13 protein-coding genes are annotated in these 17,900 nt (G+C 59.5%); 9 read left to right on the top strand and 4 right to left on the bottom strand.

Features of this window, described 5'->3' with window-relative positions:
* Positions 1-131: 131 nt before the first annotated feature.
* The 3 genes from thiB to thiQ are packed head-to-tail and all read left to right on the top strand — an operon-like array spanning position 132 to position 3,386.
* Positions 132-1,115, top strand: a complete 984-nt coding sequence (gene thiB / locus PGR10_RS18835; protein ID WP_430923933.1) for a thiamine ABC transporter substrate binding subunit — start codon at positions 132-134, stop codon at positions 1,113-1,115.
* Positions 1,091-2,701: a thiamine/thiamine pyrophosphate ABC transporter permease ThiP gene (gene thiP / locus PGR10_RS18830; protein WP_430923932.1), complete on the top strand. Its 1,611-nt coding sequence runs from the start codon at positions 1,091-1,093 to the stop codon at positions 2,699-2,701. Before thiB ends, thiP begins: the two co-directional genes overlap by 25 nt.
* The gene (gene thiQ / locus PGR10_RS18825) at positions 2,685-3,386 is read left to right on the top strand and encodes a thiamine ABC transporter ATP-binding protein ThiQ (RefSeq protein WP_430923930.1); all 702 of its coding nucleotides are present in this window, start codon (positions 2,685-2,687) and stop codon (positions 3,384-3,386) included. The genes thiP and thiQ overlap by 17 nt, the downstream gene beginning before the upstream one ends.
* Here thiQ and PGR10_RS18820 read toward each other — a convergent pair.
* A complete protein-coding gene (locus PGR10_RS18820; protein ID WP_047042724.1) occupies positions 3,373-4,140 on the bottom strand; it encodes a DedA family protein in 768 nt (255 codons plus the stop codon). The two genes, thiQ and PGR10_RS18820, sit on opposite strands and share 14 nt — an antisense overlap.
* Positions 4,141-4,268: 128 nt before the next feature.
* The gene (gene araC / locus PGR10_RS18815) at positions 4,269-5,114 is read right to left on the bottom strand and encodes an arabinose operon transcriptional regulator AraC (RefSeq protein ID WP_015368277.1); all 846 of its coding nucleotides are present in this window, start codon (positions 5,112-5,114) and stop codon (positions 4,269-4,271) included.
* A 336-nt stretch (positions 5,115-5,450) separates the two neighbouring features.
* Here araC and araB point away from each other — a divergent pair, with 336 nt between their 5' ends.
* From araB to rluA, 6 genes are all read left to right on the top strand, one after another.
* A complete protein-coding gene (gene araB, locus PGR10_RS18810; RefSeq protein WP_113374403.1) occupies positions 5,451-7,160 on the top strand; it encodes a ribulokinase in 1,710 nt (569 codons plus the stop codon).
* A gap of 10 nt (positions 7,161-7,170) precedes the next feature.
* Positions 7,171-8,673 (top strand): L-arabinose isomerase, encoded by a 1,503-nt coding sequence (gene araA / locus PGR10_RS18805; RefSeq protein WP_047037966.1) that lies wholly within the window; start codon positions 7,171-7,173, stop codon positions 8,671-8,673.
* Between the two features lie 53 nt (positions 8,674-8,726).
* Positions 8,727-9,422: an L-ribulose-5-phosphate 4-epimerase gene (gene araD / locus PGR10_RS18800; protein WP_045376414.1), complete on the top strand. Its 696-nt coding sequence runs from the start codon at positions 8,727-8,729 to the stop codon at positions 9,420-9,422.
* 79 nt (positions 9,423-9,501) lie between these two features.
* Positions 9,502-11,859: a DNA polymerase II gene (gene polB / locus PGR10_RS18795; protein WP_430923929.1), complete on the top strand. Its 2,358-nt coding sequence runs from the start codon at positions 9,502-9,504 to the stop codon at positions 11,857-11,859.
* 131 nt (positions 11,860-11,990) lie between these two features.
* Positions 11,991-14,897 (top strand): RNA polymerase-associated protein RapA, encoded by a 2,907-nt coding sequence (gene rapA, locus PGR10_RS18790; protein ID WP_087860909.1) that lies wholly within the window; start codon positions 11,991-11,993, stop codon positions 14,895-14,897.
* Positions 14,898-14,909: 12 nt separating this feature from the next.
* A complete protein-coding gene (gene rluA / locus PGR10_RS18785) occupies positions 14,910-15,569 on the top strand; it encodes a bifunctional tRNA pseudouridine(32) synthase/23S rRNA pseudouridine(746) synthase RluA (protein ID WP_002888348.1) in 660 nt (219 codons plus the stop codon).
* Positions 15,570-15,631: 62 nt separating this feature from the next.
* Here rluA and citX read toward each other — a convergent pair whose 3' ends face one another.
* Together citX and PGR10_RS18775 are read right to left on the bottom strand one after the other, a co-directional pair.
* Complete coding sequence (gene citX / locus PGR10_RS18780) at positions 15,632-16,171, bottom strand: citrate lyase holo-[acyl-carrier protein] synthase (RefSeq protein ID WP_430923928.1); 540 nt, start codon at positions 16,169-16,171, stop codon at positions 15,632-15,634.
* Between the two features lie 169 nt (positions 16,172-16,340).
* Positions 16,341-17,705 carry a 2-hydroxycarboxylate transporter family protein gene (locus tag PGR10_RS18775; protein ID WP_015368284.1) on the bottom strand — a complete coding sequence of 455 codons (1,365 nt, stop codon included), beginning with the start codon at positions 17,703-17,705 and terminating at the stop codon, positions 16,341-16,343.
* Positions 17,706-17,900 lie beyond the last annotated feature (195 nt).

Below are 17,900 nucleotides of genomic sequence, written 5' to 3'. Positions count from 1 at the left end.
ACGCAGATGCGGCTTGAAGGATGAAGCGTATGGGCTGAGAAAATACCCGTCGAACCTGATCCGGATAACGCCGGCGAAGGGATTTGAGGCCTACTCAAAATCCTTTGCCTCCCCATATATTGAGGTGCAAAGTGTTGAAAAAACTGCTTCCCCTGCTGGCGCTGGTCGCCGCCCCGGTCTTTGCTAAACCGGTCCTGACCGTTTACACCTACGATTCATTCTCTGCCGACTGGGGTCCTGGCCCGGCGGTTAAAAAGGCATTTGAGGCCGATTGCGGCTGCGAACTGAAATATGTCGCCCTCGAAGATGGCGTCTCGCTGCTTAACCGGCTGCGAATGGAAGGCAAAAACAGTAAAGCCGATGTCGTGCTCGGCCTTGATAACAATCTGCTGGCAGCCGCGGCGCAGAGCAAACTGTTTGCCAAAAGCGGCGTGCCGGCCAGCGCAGTCTCCGTACCCGGCGGCTGGGATAATGACACCTTCGTGCCTTACGACTACGGCTACTTCGCCTTCGTGTATGACAAAAACAAGCTGAAAACCCCGCCGAAAAGCCTGAAAGAGCTGGTCGAGAGCCCGCAGAAATGGCGCGTGATCTACGAAGACCCGCGCACCAGTACGCCGGGGCTCGGTCTGCTGCTGTGGATGCAAAAAGTGTATGGCGATAAGGCGCCGGAAGCCTGGCAGAAGCTGGCGGCCAAAACCGTCACCGTCACCAAGGGCTGGAGCGAAGCCTACGGCCTGTTCCTGAAAGGCGAAAGCGACCTGGTGTTGAGCTACACCACCTCGCCGGCTTATCACCTCATCGAAGAGAAAAAAGATAATTATGCCGCGGCGGACTTTACCGAAGGCCACTATCTGCAGGTTGAAGTCGCCGCGCGTACCGCCGCCAGCAAGCAACCGGAACTGGCGGAGAAGTTCCTGAAATTTATGGTCTCGCCAGGCTTCCAGAACGCCATTCCCACCGGCAACTGGATGTACCCGGTAACCCAGGTCGCGCTGCCGGCCGGCTTCAATACGCTAACCAAACCGCAAACCACGCTGCAGTTCACCCCGCAGCAGGTCGCTGCTGAACGTCAAAACTGGATCGGTTCATGGCAACGCGCCGTCAGCCGCTAAGTTTCGGCTGGCTGATCCCCGGCGCCGCGGCGGCTTTCTTACTGGTCATCGTAGCGCTGGCGGCGTTTCTGGCGCTGTGGCTGGAAGCGCCGCAGGCGCCCTGGCAGACGATCCTCAGCGATAGCTATCTCTGGCACGTCGTACGCTTTTCTTTCTGGCAGGCGTTTTTGTCGGCGCTATTTTCCGTGGTGCCGGCGATATTCCTCGCCCGCGCCCTGTATCGCCGCCGCTTTCCGGGGCGCACGCTGCTGCTGCGCCTGTGCGCGATGACGTTGATCCTGCCGGTACTGGTGGCGGTGTTCGGCATCCTCAGCGTCTATGGCCGCCAGGGGTGGCTCGCCGCGCTGTTCCACGCGCTCGGCTGGCAGTGGGATTTCTCGCCATACGGCTTACAGGGTATCCTGTTGGCCCATGTGTTCTTTAATATGCCGATGGCGACCCGCCTGCTGCTGCAGGCGCTGGAAAACATTCCCGGCGAACAGCGGCAGATCGCCGCTCAGCTCGGGATGCGCGGTTTCGTCTTCTTCCGTCTTGTGGAATGGCCGTGGCTGCGTCGGCAGATCCCGCCGGTGGCCGCGCTGATTTTTATGCTGTGCTTCGCAAGTTTCGCCACCGTGCTGTCACTAGGCGGCGGGCCGCGGGCCACCACCATTGAGCTGGCTATCTATCAGGCGCTAAGCTTTGATTACGACCCGGCGCGGGCGGCGCTGTTAGCGATTATTCAAATGATCTGCTGCCTTGGGCTGGTGCTGCTGAGCCAGCGCCTGAGCAAAGCCGTGGCGATCGGCGCCAGTCAGGTGCAAGGCTGGCGCGACCCCGACGACCGTCTGCATAGTCGCCTGTGTGATTACGCGCTGATCGCCGTCGCTCTGCTGTTGCTGCTACCGCCGCTACTGGCGGTGATCGTCGATGGGCTCAACGTCAATCTGCCGAAGGTGCTCGGCCAAGCCGCACTGTGGCAGGCGCTGTGGACCTCGCTGCGTATCGCTATCGCCGCCGGACTGCTCAGCGTTATCCTGACCATGATGCTGCTGTGGAGCAGCCGCGAACTGCGCGCCCGCAACCTGCCGCTAGCCGGGCAGACGCTGGAGCTCAGCGGTATGCTTATTCTTGCCATGCCGGGGATTGTGCTGGCGACCGGTTTCTTCCTGCTGCTCAATAACAGTATCGGCCTGCCGGAATCCGCCGACGGGATTGTCATCTTTACCAACGCGCTGATGGCAATCCCCTATGCCCTGAAGGTGCTGGAAAATCCAATGCGCGATATTGCCGCCCGCTATGGCGCCCTGTGTCAGTCGTTGGGGCTACGAGGTTTAAACCGGCTGCGGGTGGTGGAGCTGCGGGCGCTGAAACGGCCGCTGGCGCAGGCCCTGGCTTTCGCCTGCGTGCTGTCGATTGGCGACTTCGGCGTGGTGGCGCTGTTCGGCAATGAATCCTTCCGCACGCTGCCTTTCTATCTGTATCAGCAGATCGGCTCCTACCGCAGCCAGGACGGCGCGGTCACCGCGCTCCTGCTCCTGCTGCTGTGCTTTATCCTTTTTACTTTGATCGAGAAACTACCGGGACGCGATGCTAAAACTCAATGATGTCACCTGGCTGTATCAGCATTTGCCGATGCGATTTACGCTCAGCGTCGAGCGCGGAGAGCGCATCGCCGTGCTCGGTCCCAGCGGCGCCGGAAAGAGCACGCTGCTGAATCTGATTGCCGGGTTTCTGCCCCCCGCCAGCGGTAGCCTGCTGATCGACGGCGAGAAGCATAACGCCACGCCGCCGGCGCAACGCCCGGTTTCTATGCTGTTTCAGGAGAACAACCTGTTTAACCATCTCACCGTCCGGCAGAATATTGGCCTCGGCATCCACCCCGGCCTTAAGCTGAACCGCGAGCAGCACGCGCAGGTCATGGCGATAGCCGGGCAGATGGGAATGGATACATTGCTGGATCGCTTGCCTGGCGAGCTATCCGGCGGCCAGCGGCAGCGGGCGGCGCTGGCCCGCTGTCTGGTACGCCAACAGCCGGTGCTGCTGCTTGATGAACCCTTCTCGGCGCTCGATCCGGCGCTGCGTCAGGAGATGCTGACGCTGGTCGCCGATGTCTGTCAGCGGCAACAGTTGACGCTGTTGATGGTATCGCACAGCGTGGAGGATGCGTCGCGCATTGCGCCTCGTTCCATCGTGGTCGCCGAAGGGCGCATTGCCTGGGACGGCGCCACTGACGATCTGTTAAGCGGCAACAGCAGTGCCTCGGCGCTGTTGGGAATTAGCGCGAAATGACCTTATGCAGGATCTCAAGATAGACCGGCATCAGGGGATGGCGGAAAACAAATGTTAGCGCCGCTACCGCCAGCGCCGCCATCAACGGCGCCAGCCACAGCAGGCGTCCGCGCGGTAGCCAACGGGTCAGGCGATCGCCGGAGGTTTTCGCGCTCCGCCACAGCCGCCAGCACAGCCAGCCCGCCAGCCACGCCAGCAGCGCCGCGCCCAGCAGCAGCCATTTGAAGCTGGCGCTGTTTTCATCGGCAGGAATATCAATCGCCGCCCCCGCCAGAATACCGGGGAGGAAATAGAGCGGCGGCCAGAGCAGGCAGCCAATAATATTCGGCAGCACGAACTTCGCCACCGGCAGGTCGAGCATCCCGGCCACCATCGGCACCAGCGGCCGCGTCGGCCCGACAAAGCGGCCAATCAGAATCGTCACCATGCTGTGCTGGTGCAGCGCGTGTTCGGTTTTCTCCAGCAGCGCGCGATTTTTTTTCATAAACGACCAGCGGTGTAACGGCTTTTTAAAGCGCCAGCCGAGCCAGAATGAGATCCAGTCTCCCAACAGGCAGCCGACAATCCCCGCCAGCCACGCCTGCCAGAAGTTAACTTCGCCGCTGCCGATGAGCGCCCCCAGACCAGCCATCATAACCGTGCCGGGTAAGATAAGCCCCACCAGCGCCAGCGACTCAAGAAATGCCACCAGCATCACGGCTATCAACGAGTAGACCGTGGATTGGGTGATAAAGTGTTCCAGCAATGCCTGCATAATGTACCCGGTTAAAAAACGAAGCCCGGATTCTCCGGAGCCGTCACGTCGTCGTCAAGCCACCAATTGTCTTAATAGTTTACTGGCTGTGACATTTAAGCGGGTCATCATTTCACTTTCTTTACTTTTTATTCACATCCTGCGCGGAATTCACTGGGGCTGGCGCCGGTGCATTTTTTAAAGACCCGCGAGAAATAGAGCTGATCTTCGAAGCCAACGTTGCGGCCGACGCTGGCAATCGGCATCCGGGTAGTACTCAACAGCAGTTTGGCCTGGCTAATTCGCTGATCTTCCCGCCAGCCAAGTACGCTTATCCCCAACTGCTGGCGAAACAGATGCGACAAACGAGAAGGTGACAAACAGACGTGCTGGGCGACGCTGGCGATATCGAAATGGCTGTCCGCCAGATGGTCGCTGATGTACTGGCAGGCGTCGCGCACCCGGTTATCCAGCGGCGGATGCAGCGATTCGTTAATCGCCTCCATGCGCCGCAGTAGCAGCTGTTCCAGCAGGTTAATCGCCAGCAGTTCGGAATAACGCCCCGCCCCCTGCCCGGCATCGACAATCTGCCCGAATAGTTCGCCAAACCGCGCCTGCCATTGTTCATCCGGGCGGAAGAAACCGGTATGGGCGAAGATCGTCGGCCAGTTGAGCCATTCATGCCAGTAGGCGCGTGGGCGGAAATAGACCCACTGGTGATACCACTCGCTGGCGTCGGGATGGCGGCCATAGTGATGAATCTCCCCCGGCGGAAACAGCAGCATATCGCCGGGGCGACAAACGAACTGTTCGCCGTGGTTGTTAATCACCCCCTCGCCGCGGATCGTCAGGTTGAGAATATAGCCTTTCATGCCCAGCGGACGGTCGATAAAGAAATCGAGATATCCCTGCGCCTCAATCGGCGTCAGGCCGGTGACCAGATGGGCGTTAAAGGAATAGCCCGGAAGCAGCGGATCGTTTTGCGTTTCGGCCATAAGCGTCGTTCTCCACGAGGTATTTTTGACACCAATTGTCCATATTCATCATTTTATCGCCATCCGCGCCGTTGCGACTGCGATACCGGTGGGAATTTAGACAAAAACCCGCACGGCGAGCGAAAAAAGCGCTACCAGCACGCATTTCGCGTTGATCCAGCGCATAACAAAAGTGTCTATAAATACGGCAGGAAAGTCCACATCGAATATTTGCACGGCGTCACACTTTGCGTGGTGACAGCAATATAGTCCATAAGATTAGCGAATACGGCCTGACGGATTTATCCGGGGATATCTACTGTTGCTGCATGAATGATTTCAGCATGGAGTAACAAGATGGCAATTGCGATTGGCCTCGATTTTGGTAGTGACTCAGTACGCGCGCTGGCGGTGGAATGCGCTACCGGCGCGGAACTGGCCGCGAGCGTAGAGTGGTATCCACGCTGGCAGGAAGGGCTGTTCTGCGATGGGCCGAATAACCGCTTCCGCCATCACCCGCGCGATTACATTGAATCCATGGAATCGGCGCTGAAAAGCGTACTGGCGGCATTAAGCGCTGAACAACGGGCGACGGTGGTCGGTATCGGCGTCGACAGCACCGGCTCAACCCCAGCGCCGATTGATGCTGATGGAAACGTGCTGGCGCTGCGCGAAGAGTTCGCTGACAACCCGAACGCCATGTTCGTGCTGTGGAAAGATCATACCGCGGTGGAAGAGGCGGAGGCCATCACCCGCCTGTGCCACACGCCGGGTAAAGAAGATTACTCGCGCTATATCGGCGGCATCTACTCCAGCGAATGGTTCTGGGCCAAGATCCTCCACGTCACGCGCGAAGATAGCGCCGTCGCGCAGGCCGCGGCGTCGTGGATTGAGCTTTGTGACTGGGTGCCCGCCCTGCTTTCCGGCACCACCCGTCCGCAGGATATCCGCCGCGGTCGCTGTAGCGCCGGACACAAATCGTTGTGGCACGAGAGCTGGGGCGGACTGCCGCCCGCCAGCTTCTTCGACGAACTCGACCCGATTATTAACCGCCACCTTGCCTGGCCGCTGTTCCGCGACACCTGGACTGCGGATCTCCCCGTCGGCAATCTGACCGCCGAATGGGCGCAGCGCCTCGGCCTGCCGGAGACGGTGGTCATTTCCGGCGGCGCCTTCGATTGCCATATGGGCGCGGTCGGCGCCGGCGCGCAGCCTAACGCATTGGTTAAAGTGATCGGCACCTCCACCTGCGACATTCTGATCGCCGATAAACAGAGCGTGGGCAACCGCACGGTAAAAGGTATCTGCGGCCAGGTGGACGGCAGCGTGGTGCCGGATTTCATCGGTATGGAGGCCGGTCAGTCGGCATTCGGCGATATCTATGCCTGGTTTGGCCGCATTCTCGGCTGGCCGCTGGAACAGCTTGCCCAACAGCATCCTGAATTGCGCGAGCCTATCAAAGCCAGTCAAAAACAGCTGCTGCCGGCGCTCACCGAAGCCTGGGCCAATAATCCGTCCCTCGATCACCTGCCGGTGGTGCTGGACTGGTTCAACGGCCGCCGCACGCCGAACGCCAACCAGCGGCTGAAAGGCGTTATTACCGATTTAAATCTGGCCACCGACGCCCCGGCATTGTTCGGCGGATTGATTGCCGCCACCGCCTTCGGCGCTCGCGCCATTATGGAGTGCTTCACCGAGCAGGGCATTCCGGTGAATAACGTGATGGCGCTCGGCGGCATCGCGCGCAAGAACCAGGTCATCATGCAGGCCTGCTGCGACGTCCTGAACCGTCCGCTGCAGATTGTCGCCTCCGATCAGTGCTGCGCGTTGGGCGCCGCCATCTTCGCCGCCGTCGCCGCGGGCGTCTATCCGGATATCCCCGCCGCGCAGCGCAACATGGCAAGCGAAGTGGAAAACACCCTGCAGCCGCGCGCGCAACAGGCGCAGCGTTTCGAACAACTGTATCAGCGCTACCAGCAGTGGTCGGCTAGCGCGGAACAACACTATCTCCCTTCGGCTGCAAAGGCGGAAAACGCCCCGCAATCTCCGGCAGCGCTCACCCATTAAGGATACGAAAATGACGATTTTTGATAACTATGAAGTATGGTTCGTAATTGGCAGCCAGCACCTGTATGGCCAGGAGACCCTGCGCCAGGTAACGAAACATGCCGAACATGTGGTGAATAGCCTGAATGCGGAAGCAAAACTGCCGTGCAAGCTGGTGCTGAAACCACTCGGCACCACGCCGGATGAAATCACGCATATTTGCCGCGACGCCAACTACGATGATAAATGCGCCGGATTAGTGGTCTGGTTGCACACCTTCTCACCGGCGAAAATGTGGATCAACGGCCTGACGCTCCTCAACAAGCCGCTGCTGCAATTCCATACCCAATTCAACGCCTCCCTGCCGTGGGACAGCATTGATATGGACTTTATGAACCTTAACCAGACCGCGCACGGCGGCCGCGAATTCGGCTTTATCGGCGCGCGCATGCGCCAGCAGCACAGCGTCGTCACCGGCCACTGGCAGGATAAAGAAGCGCACCAGCGCATCGGCGCTTGGATGCGCCAGGCGGTTTCGAAGCAGGATACCCGTCATCTGAAAGTGTGCCGCTTCGGCGATAACATGCGAGAAGTGGCGGTAACCGACGGTGATAAAGTGGCGGCGCAGATTAAGTTCGGCTTCTCGGTCAACACCTGGGCGGTAGGCGATCTGGTGCAGGTGGTGAATAGCATCAGCGACGGCGATATCAACGCGCTGGTCGATGAATACGAAAGCAGCTACCGCCTGACGCCAGCAGCGCAGGTGCACGGCGATAAGCGCCAGAATGTGCTGGACGCCGCGCGCATCGAACTGGGGATGAAACGCTTCCTTGAACAAGGCGGTTTCCACGCCTTTACCACCACCTTTGAAGACCTTCACGGCCTGAAACAGCTGCCGGGTCTCGCCGTACAGCGCCTGATGCAGCAGGGCTACGGCTTTGCCGGCGAAGGTGACTGGAAAACCGCCGCTCTGCTACGCATCATGAAAGTGATGTCGACCGGTCTGCAGGGCGGCACCTCCTTTATGGAGGATTACACCTATCACTTCGACAACGGCAACGATCTGGTGCTGGGCTCGCACATGCTGGAAGTGTGCCCGACTATCGCTACCGCCGAGAAACCGATCCTCGACGTCCAGCCGCTGGGAATTGGCGGTAAGGCCGATCCGGCCCGTCTGATCTTCAACACCCAAACCGGCCCGGCGATCGTCGCCAGCCTGATTGATTTAGGCGATCGCTTCCGCCTGCTGGTCAACACCATCGAAACCGTCGCGACGCCGCACGATCTGCCGAAGCTGCCGGTGGCCAACGCGCTGTGGCAGGCGCAGCCGGATCTGCGCACCGCGTCGGAAGCCTGGATCATCGCCGGCGGCGCGCACCATACCGTCTTCAGCCATGCGCTAACCCTCGACGATATGCGCCAGTTTGCCGAGCTGCAGGATATTGAGCTGGCCGTCATCGACAACGATACCCGCCTGCCGTCGTTCAAAGACGCGCTGCGCTGGAATGAAGTCTATTACGGTTCAAAACGCTAAGCGCACAAGCAGAACGCCCGATGACAATCCGCTCATCGGGCAGGGAGAACAAGATGTTAGAAGATCTCAAACGCCAGGTGCTGGAGGCCAACTTAGCGCTACCGCAGCATAATCTGGTGACCTTAACCTGGGGTAACGTCAGCGCCGTCGATCGTGACAAAGGGGTATTGGTTATTAAACCCTCCGGCGTGGATTACGGCCTGATGACCGCTGACGACATGGTCGTCGTCAGTCTGGAGACCGGTGAAGTGGTGGAAGGCAACAAGAAGCCCTCTTCCGATACGCCGACCCATCGCCTGCTATACCAGGCGTTTCCGTCGCTTGGGGGGATTGTGCATACCCATTCGCGCCACGCCACCATCTGGGCGCAGGCCGGGCAATCTATTCCGGCAACCGGCACTACCCACGCAGACTATTTTTATGGCCCGGTCCCCTGCACCCGGTTGATGACCGATGCGGAGATCAACGGCGAATATGAGTGGGAAACCGGCAATGTGATTGTCGAAACCTTCCGTCAGCAGGGCATCGACCCGGCGCAAATGCCCGGCGTGCTGGTGCATTCCCACGGCCCGTTCGCCTGGGGTAAAAACGCCGAAGACGCGGTACACAATGCCATCGTGCTGGAGGAGATCGCCTATATGGGAATTTTCTGCCGCCAGCTGGCGCCGCAACTGCCGGATATGCAGCAGACGCTGCTCGATAAGCACTATCTGCGTAAACACGGGGCCAAAGCCTACTACGGCCAGTAATCACCCCTGTATAAAACCCCAGCACCCATCATGAAACCAGGCTATAATCAGGCCTGGTTTTTTATCGTTGAGAGCACGCGTGACGCAGCCGCAAGCAGGATTTTTACTCACCCGTCACTGGCGGGATACCCCGCAGGGAACGGAACTGGCCTTCTGGCTGGCGACCGATAACGGCCCGCTGCAGGTCACGCTGCCGCCGCAGGAATCCGTGGCGTTTATCCCCGAAACGCAGCGGCGGCAGGCTGAAAGCCTGTTGCAGGGTGAAAACGGCTACCGTCTGGCCCCGCTTGCGCTAAAAGATTTCCACCGCCAGCCGGTTTTCGGCCTGTACTGCCGCGCGCATCGCCAGCTGATGCGGCTGGAAAAAAAGCTGCGTGAAAACGGCGTCACCGTTTACGAAGGCGATATCCGCCCGCCGGAGCGCTACCTGATGGAGCGCTTTATCACCGCCCCGGTGTGGGTAGAAGGCGAAACGCGCGGTTCGCAGCTGGTTAACGCGCGCATGAAACCTAATCCGGATTACCGCCCGCCGCTGAAATGGGTCTCGCTGGATATCGAAACCAGCCGCCACGGCGAGCTCTACTGCATCGGCCTGGAAGGCTGCGGCCAGCGGATGGTCTACATGTTAGGCCCCGAGCCCGCCACGCCGCCGGATGTGGGCTTCAGCCTGGTCTATGTCGCCAGCCGCCCGCTGCTGCTGGAAAAGCTCAACGCCTGGTTTGCCGAACACGATCCCGACGTGCTGATCGGCTGGAATGTGGTGCAGTTCGATCTGCGGGTCCTGCAAAAACACGCCGAGCGCTACCGCATCCCGCTGCTGCTCGGCCGCGGCAATAGCGAGCTGGAGTGGCGCGAGCACGGTTTTAAGAACGGCGTCTTTTTCGCCCAGGCCAACGGCCGGCTGATTATCGACGGCATCGAAGCGCTAAAATCGGCGTTCTGGAACTTCTCCTCATTTTCACTCGAGGCCGTCGCCCGTGAGCTGCTGGGCGAAGGCAAAGCTATCGACAATCCGTGGGATCGGATGGACGAAATCGATCGCCGCTTCCATGAAGATAAACCGGCGCTGGCGACCTATAACCTACAGGATTGCGAGCTGGTGACGCGGATCTTCCACAAAACGGAGATCATGCCGTTTCTGCTCGAACGGGCGACGGTCAACGGTCTGCCCGCCGATCGCCACGGCGGATCGGTCGCCGCCTTCAGCCATCTCTATTTCCCGCGCATGCACCGGCTGGGCTACGTGGCGCCGATTCTCGGCGAAGTTCCCCCGCAGGCCAGTCCCGGCGGCTACGTCATGGACTCCCGCCCCGGCCTGTATGACTCAGTGCTGGTGCTGGACTACAAAAGCCTGTATCCGTCGATCATCCGCACCTTTTTAATCGACCCAGTCGGCCTGGTTGAGGGACTGGCGCAGCCCGATGATCGCCACAGCACCGAAGGGTTTCTCGGCGCCCGCTTCTCGCGCGAAAAGCACTGCCTGCCAGGCATCGTCGGGCAGATCTGGCACGGCCGCGATGAAGCCAAGCGTCAGCACAATAAGCCGCTGTCGCAGGCGCTGAAGATCATCATGAACGCCTTTTACGGCGTGCTGGGGACCAGCGCCTGCCGCTTTTTCGATCCACGGCTGGCGTCGTCGATCACCATGCGCGGCCACGCGATCATGCGCCAGACCAAAGCGCTGATTGAAGCCCAGGGCTATGACGTTATCTACGGCGATACCGACTCCACCTTCGTCTGGCTCAAGCGCCCGCATAGCGAAGCGCAGGCGGCGGAAATCGGCCGCAAACTGGTTGCCTATGTCAACGACTGGTGGGCGCAGGAACTGAGCAAAAGCCAGCTGACCAGCGCGCTGGAGCTGGAGTATGAAACCCATTTTTGCCGCTTTTTAATGCCGACGATCCGCGGCGCCGATACCGGCAGTAAAAAGCGTTATGCCGGGATGATTCAGGAAGGCGATGCCCAGCGCATGGTGTTCAAGGGGCTGGAGACGGTACGCACCGACTGGACGCCGCTGGCCCAGCAGTTTCAACAGGAGCTGTACCTGCGCATCTTCCGCCATCAGCCGTATCAGGATTATGTTCGGGAGACTATCGCCAGGCTGATGAACGGCGAGCTCGATGAGCAGCTGGTTTATCGCAAGCGCCTGCGCCGACCGCTGGCGGAGTATCAACGCAACGTGCCGCCGCACGTGCGCGCCGCGAGGCTTGCCGATGAACACAACGTGAAGCTTGGGCGGGCGCAGCAGTATCAGCAGCGCGGCACCATTAAATACGTCTGGACTACCGGCGGCCCGGAGCCGGTGGATTACCAGCAGTCGCCGCTCGATTACGATCACTATCTGTCAAAGCAATTGCAGCCGGTGGCGGAAGGAATCCTTCCCTTCGTCAACGACGACTTTGCTACAATAGTGACAGGGCAACTGGGGCTATTTTGACAGGTGACTAACACCGCGGCATCCAGTACCATAGCGCCCTTTCCATTCCTGGACCCAATTTTGATTCCTCAGCGTAACTATGCTGAGGATGCACTATTGCCTGCAATTAAAGAACAAAGAGCCGAACACATATGCCTTTTACACTTGGTCAACGCTGGATTAGCGATACAGAGAGCGAACTAGGACTAGGGACAGTGGTAGCGCTGGATGCGCGCATGGTCACTCTCCTTTTCCCCGCCATCGGCGAAAACCGTCTGTACTCTCGCAACGATTCCCCGATCACCCGCGTAATGTTTAACCCGGGCGATACCATTACCAGCCACGAAGGCTGGCAGCTCCACGTTGACGAAGTAAATGAAGAAAACGGGCTGCTGTCCTACACCGGCACCCGCCTGGATACGCAAGAAGAAAATGTTACCCTGCGCGAAGTCCTGCTCGACAGCAAGCTGGCCTTCAGCAAGCCGCAGGACCGCCTGTTCGCAGGGCAAATCGACCGAATGGACCGCTTTGCCCTGCGCTACCGCGCGCGTAAGTTCCAGAGCGAACAGTACCGCATGCCGTGGAGCGGCCTGCGCGGCCAGCGCACCAGCCTGATCCCGCATCAGTTGAACATCGCCCACGACGTAGGCCGTCGTCACGCGCCGCGCGTTCTGCTGGCCGATGAAGTGGGCTTAGGTAAAACCATCGAAGCCGGGATGATCCTGCACCAGCAGCTGCTCTCCGGCGCCGCCGAGCGCGTGCTGATCGTGGTCCCGGAAACCCTCCAGCACCAGTGGCTGGTGGAAATGCTGCGCCGCTTCAACCTGCGTTTCTCGCTGTTTGACGACGAACGCTATGCCGAAGCGCAGCACGACGCCTACAACCCGTTCGAAACCGAACAGCTGGTTATCTGTTCCTTAGACTTCGTGCGCCGCAGCAAGCAACGCCTGGAGCACCTGTGCGACGCCGAGTGGGACCTGATGGTGGTCGATGAAGCGCACCACCTGGTGTGGAGCGAAGAGGCGCCGAGCCGTGAATATCAGGCTATTGAACAGCTGGCCGAACGCGTGCCGGGCATTCTGTTGCTGACCGCGACGCCGGAACAGCTGGGCATGGAGAGCCACTTTGCGCGCCTGCGTCTGCTGGATCCAAACCGCTTCCACGATTTTGAACAGTTTGTTGAAGAACAGCAAAACTATCGCCCGGTCGCCGACGCCGTCGCCCTGCTGCTGGCAGGCAACAAGCTGAACGATAATGAACTCAACACCCTTGGCGATCTGATCGGCGAACAGGACATCGAGCCGCTGCTGCAGGCCGCCAACAGCGATCGTGAAGATGCTCAGGCCGCGCGCCAGGAGCTGGTTTCGATGCTGATGGACCGCCACGGCACCAGCCGCGTACTGTTCCGTAACACCCGTAACGGCGTGAAAGGTTTCCCGAAACGCGAGCTGCACACTATTCGCCTGCCGCTGCCGACCCAGTACCAGACGGCCATCAAGGTCTCCGGCATCATGGGCGCGCGCAAAACCGCGGAAGAGCGCGCGCGCGACATGCTCTATCCGGAGCAGATCTATCAGGAGTTTGAAGGCGATACCGGCACTTGGTGGAACTTCGATCCGCGCGTCGAGTGGCTGATGGGTTACCTGACCAGCCACCGTTCGCAGAAGGTGCTGGTGATTTGCGCCAAGGCCGCCACCGCGCTGCAGCTGGAGCAGGTACTGCGCGAGCGCGAAGGTATTCGCGCCGCGGTATTCCATGAAGGGATGTCGATTATCGAACGCGACCGCGCCGCGGCGTGGTTTGCCGAAGAAGACACCGGCGCGCAGGTGTTGCTGTGTTCCGAAATCGGCTCCGAAGGGCGTAACTTCCAGTTCGCCAGCAACCTGGTGATGTTCGATCTGCCGTTTAACCCGGATCTGCTGGAGCAGCGTATTGGCCGTCTCGACCGTATCGGCCAGGCGCACGATATCCAGATCCACGTGCCGTATCTGGAAAAAACCGCGCAGTCGGTGCTGGTGCGCTGGTATCACGAAGGGCTCGACGCCTTCGAACATACCTGCCCGACCGGTCGTACCGTCTACGATAGCGTTCACGACGACCTGATTAACTACCTTGCCGCGCCGGAATCCACCGATGGTTTTGACGATCTGATCAAATCCTGCCGCCAGCAGCATGAAGCGCTGAAAGCGCAGCTGGAACAGGGCCGCGACCGTCTGCTGGAGATCCACTCCAACGGCGGCGAAAAAGCGCAGGCCCTGGCGGAGAGCATCGAAGAGCAGGATGACGATACCAGCCTGATCGCCTTCTCGATGAACCTGTTCGATATCGTCGGCATCAACCAGGATGACCGCGGCGAAAACCTGATCGTCCTGACTCCATCCGATCATATGCTGGTGCCGGATTTCCCGGGCCTGCCGGAAGATGGCTGCACCATCACCTTCGAGCGTGACGTGGCGCTGTCGCGTGAAGACGCGCAGTTCATCACCTGGGAACACCCGCTGATTCGCAACGGTCTGGATCTGATCCTCTCCGGCGATACCGGCAGCAGCACCATTTCTCTGCTGAAGAACAAGGCCCTGCCGGTCGGCACGCTGCTGCTGGAGCTAATCTACGTCGTCGAAGCGCAGGCGCCGAAGCAATTACAGCTTAACCGCTTCCTGCCGGCGACCCCGGTTCGCATGCTGCTGGATAAAAACGGCAACAACCTCGCCGCGCAGGTGGAGTTCGAAAGCTTCAACCGCCAGCTGAGCGCGGTCAATCGCCACACTGGCAGCAAGCTGGTCAATGCGGTGCAGCAGGACGTTCACGCGATTCTGCAACAGGGCGAAGCGCAGATAGCCAAAGCGGCGCAGGCGCTGATCGACGCGGCGCGTAACGAAGCCGATGATAAACTGACGGCGGAACTGTCGCGTCTCGAAGCACTGAAAGCGGTGAACCCGAACATCCGTGACGACGAACTGGCGGCGATCGAAAGCAACCGCCAGCAGGTGATGGATGCGCTGGCGCAGGCAGGATGGCGTCTGGACGCGCTGCGTCTGATCGTCGTCACTCACCAGTAACGGAACGCGAAAATGGCGATGGAAAACTACAATCCGCCGCAGGATCCCTGGCTGGTGATTCTGTATCAGGATGAGCACATTATGGTGGTCAACAAGCCGAGCGGCTTGTTGTCCGTGCCCGGCAGGCTGGAGGAGCATAAGGATAGCGTGATGACGCGTATCCAGCGCGATTTCCCGCAGGCCGAATCGGTGCATCGCCTGGATATGGCCACCAGCGGCGTGATTGTGGTGGCGCTGAATAAGGCCGCCGAGCGTGAACTGAAACGTCAGTTCCGGGAGCGCGAGCCGAAGAAGCAGTACGTCGCCCGCGTCTGGGGCCATCCGCAGCCTGCGGAAGGTTTGGTGGATTTACCGCTGATTTGCGACTGGCCGAACCGGCCAAAGCAGAAGGTGTGTTATGAAACCGGCAAAGCGGCGCAAACCGAGTATGAGGTGCTGGAGTACGCGGAGGACAACACCGCCCGCGTGCGCCTGAAGCCGATTACCGGGCGCTCGCATCAGCTTCGGGTGCATATGCTGGCGTTAGGGCATCCGATCCTCGGCGACCGCTTTTACGCCACGCCGGAGGCGCTGGCGATGGCCCCGCGCCTGCTACTGCACGCCGAAACGTTAACCATCACCCATCCCGCTTACGGCAACGCGATGACCTTCCGCGCGCCGATCGACTTTTAAGTCGTTATCCGGACGCCCCCGGTTGCGCTTCGCCGCCGGGGAAATCTCTAACGCAAACGCGATTAATCGCGGGCGAACCACGCATCAATCATCTGCTCGACGCGAGCGACCACCAGCTCGGTGTCGTGACGACGGCTGCGCGCGCAAGCGTGGGCCGGCTCATCGCACAGCAGGCAGCGGCGCATCGATTCGCCCTGTGCCTGGCGGCTAATCAGCCCCGCTTGCGGACAAATGACATCGATATCCCACAGGCGACCCAGCGGATGATTCTGTTCCAGTTCGCTGCATCGCGCTTTGATCTCTTCCGCGGAGTGCTCAACGCACCACATCGCTTCCGGGCCGGTAGGCAGCCACAACACCTGGCGGTCGAGCGTTTTCCAGCGCTGCTGCCACAGAAGTTGGTCACAGGCCTGCAGCGCAACACCCATCATATTGCGATAGCGAATACTGTCTTTTACCGCCCCTGGCGTTACCAGGGTGAGAGAAATGACCGGTTGTTGATAATGGTTGAGCCAGTCTTGTTGACGGGCTGCGCGCTGCTCTTTCGCCGCCAGCAGATTTTCCATGCTGACGCCCGCCCGGGCGGGAGTATGCACTGACATTCTTTCCTCTCCTTTAATGATCAAAAAGGCAGCTCGGAGCTGCCGTCGCTATCGCGGATAACGCCGCCTATTGTATCGCTAATTGCACAGAATTTAGGACGCAGGACAAAGAAATTTTCTTCGTCCTGCGGAGGGAAATGGCAGTTTTTGCTATTAGCGCAGAACTAAATCACGATAAGAAATGACTTAAGAACAGCAGCCCTAACGACACATTAATCGCGCCGCCGATACGGGTGGCTATCTGAGCAAACGGCATCAGGTTCATACGGTTGCCGGAAGTCAGAATAGCGACGTCGCCGGTGCCGCCCTGCCCGCTCTGGCAACAGGAGACAATCGCCACGTCGACCGGATGCATCCCCATTTTCTTGCCGACAAAGAACCCGGTGGCCACCAACGCCGACACGGTGCAGACAATGACCAGCAGGTTGGTCAGCGTGAAGGCGTTTACCAGCTCCTGCCACGGGGTAATCGCCACGCCGACGGCAAACAGAATCGGATAAGTCACCGCGGTGCGGAAGAATTTATACACCACCTGCGAGCCCTCCTGCAGGCGCGGCGAAACCACATTCGCCAGCTTCAGTAGCACCGCGAGGAACAGCATGCCAACCGGCGCCGGCAGGCCAATCAATTTGTGTCCCAGCATGCCCATCATATACAGCAGCACCGCCAGCAGCGCGCCGGAGGCCAGCGTCGCCACATCCGTTTTACCGCCAAATCCTTCGCTTTCGCTCAGGCTGCGGGTTTCATTACTGCGGTTAGGCATTAGCTGGCCTTCGCCGGTCAAATGTGGGAAGCGCTTACCGAGCTGGTTCAAACAGCCGGCAATGACGATCGCCGTCAGGCTGCCCAGCATCACCATCGGCAGCACGCGTCCCAGCGCAACGCCCTGATCCATATGCATCAGCGCCGCATAGCCAATCGACAGCGGGATCGCCCCTTCGCCCACGCCGCCGGCCATAATCGGCAGCACGATAAAGAAGAAGACCTGGAACGGATCCATCCCCAACAGGCTGCCAACTCCCACGCCGACCAACATACCGACGACCTCGCCGCACAGCATCGGCAGGAAGATCTTCAGGAACCCCTGAATCAGCGTGGTGCGGTTCATGCTCATAATGCTGCCAACGATAATGCAGCAGATGTAGAGATAAAGAATATTGGTCGATTTATAGAATTTGGTGGTGGATTCAACCACCACATCCGGCAGCAGGCCGTAATGGACCAGCGCGGAAGGAATAAAGGTGGCGCAAATCGCCGCCGCGCCAAGCTTGCCGAGTACCGGCAGGCGCTTGCCGAACTCGCCGCAGGCGAAACCGAAGAAGGCCAGCGTCGCCACCATCACCACGATATCGCTCGGCAGCTTGCCGCCAAGGCAATCCAGCGCGATAAGACCACCGGCCAGCAAAAATAGCGGCAGCGGGATAATCCCCACTTTCCAGCTATCCATCACGTGCCACCAGCGCTGCTTCAACGAGGCTTTCGGTTTGTTAATAGGTTCAAGGGTTGCAGAGAATGCGTTGTCTGTGGTGCTCATAAATTCAGCCCTGTAGTTATTATTCCTGTTCAGGGTAGAGGGCCGGGCGCGCGGTTAATGTGAGAGGGGGCAGATTAAAAAAGAAGTTTTAATGGTCGTTATGGTTTTTATGGTTTCTATTGACTCTAGTGATATATATCTAATTTCTTAGCGTGGTTTTTATGGTTTTTTTATTAACCGGATAATTACCCTTTA

Origin of the sequence: Klebsiella sp. 141198 (assembly GCF_050600785.1) — a bacterium.
GTDB lineage: Bacteria > Pseudomonadota > Gammaproteobacteria > Enterobacterales > Enterobacteriaceae > Klebsiella > Klebsiella aerogenes.
The sequence above is the reverse complement of the archived record's forward strand: the minus strand, read 5'-3'. Positions and strand labels throughout refer to the sequence as shown.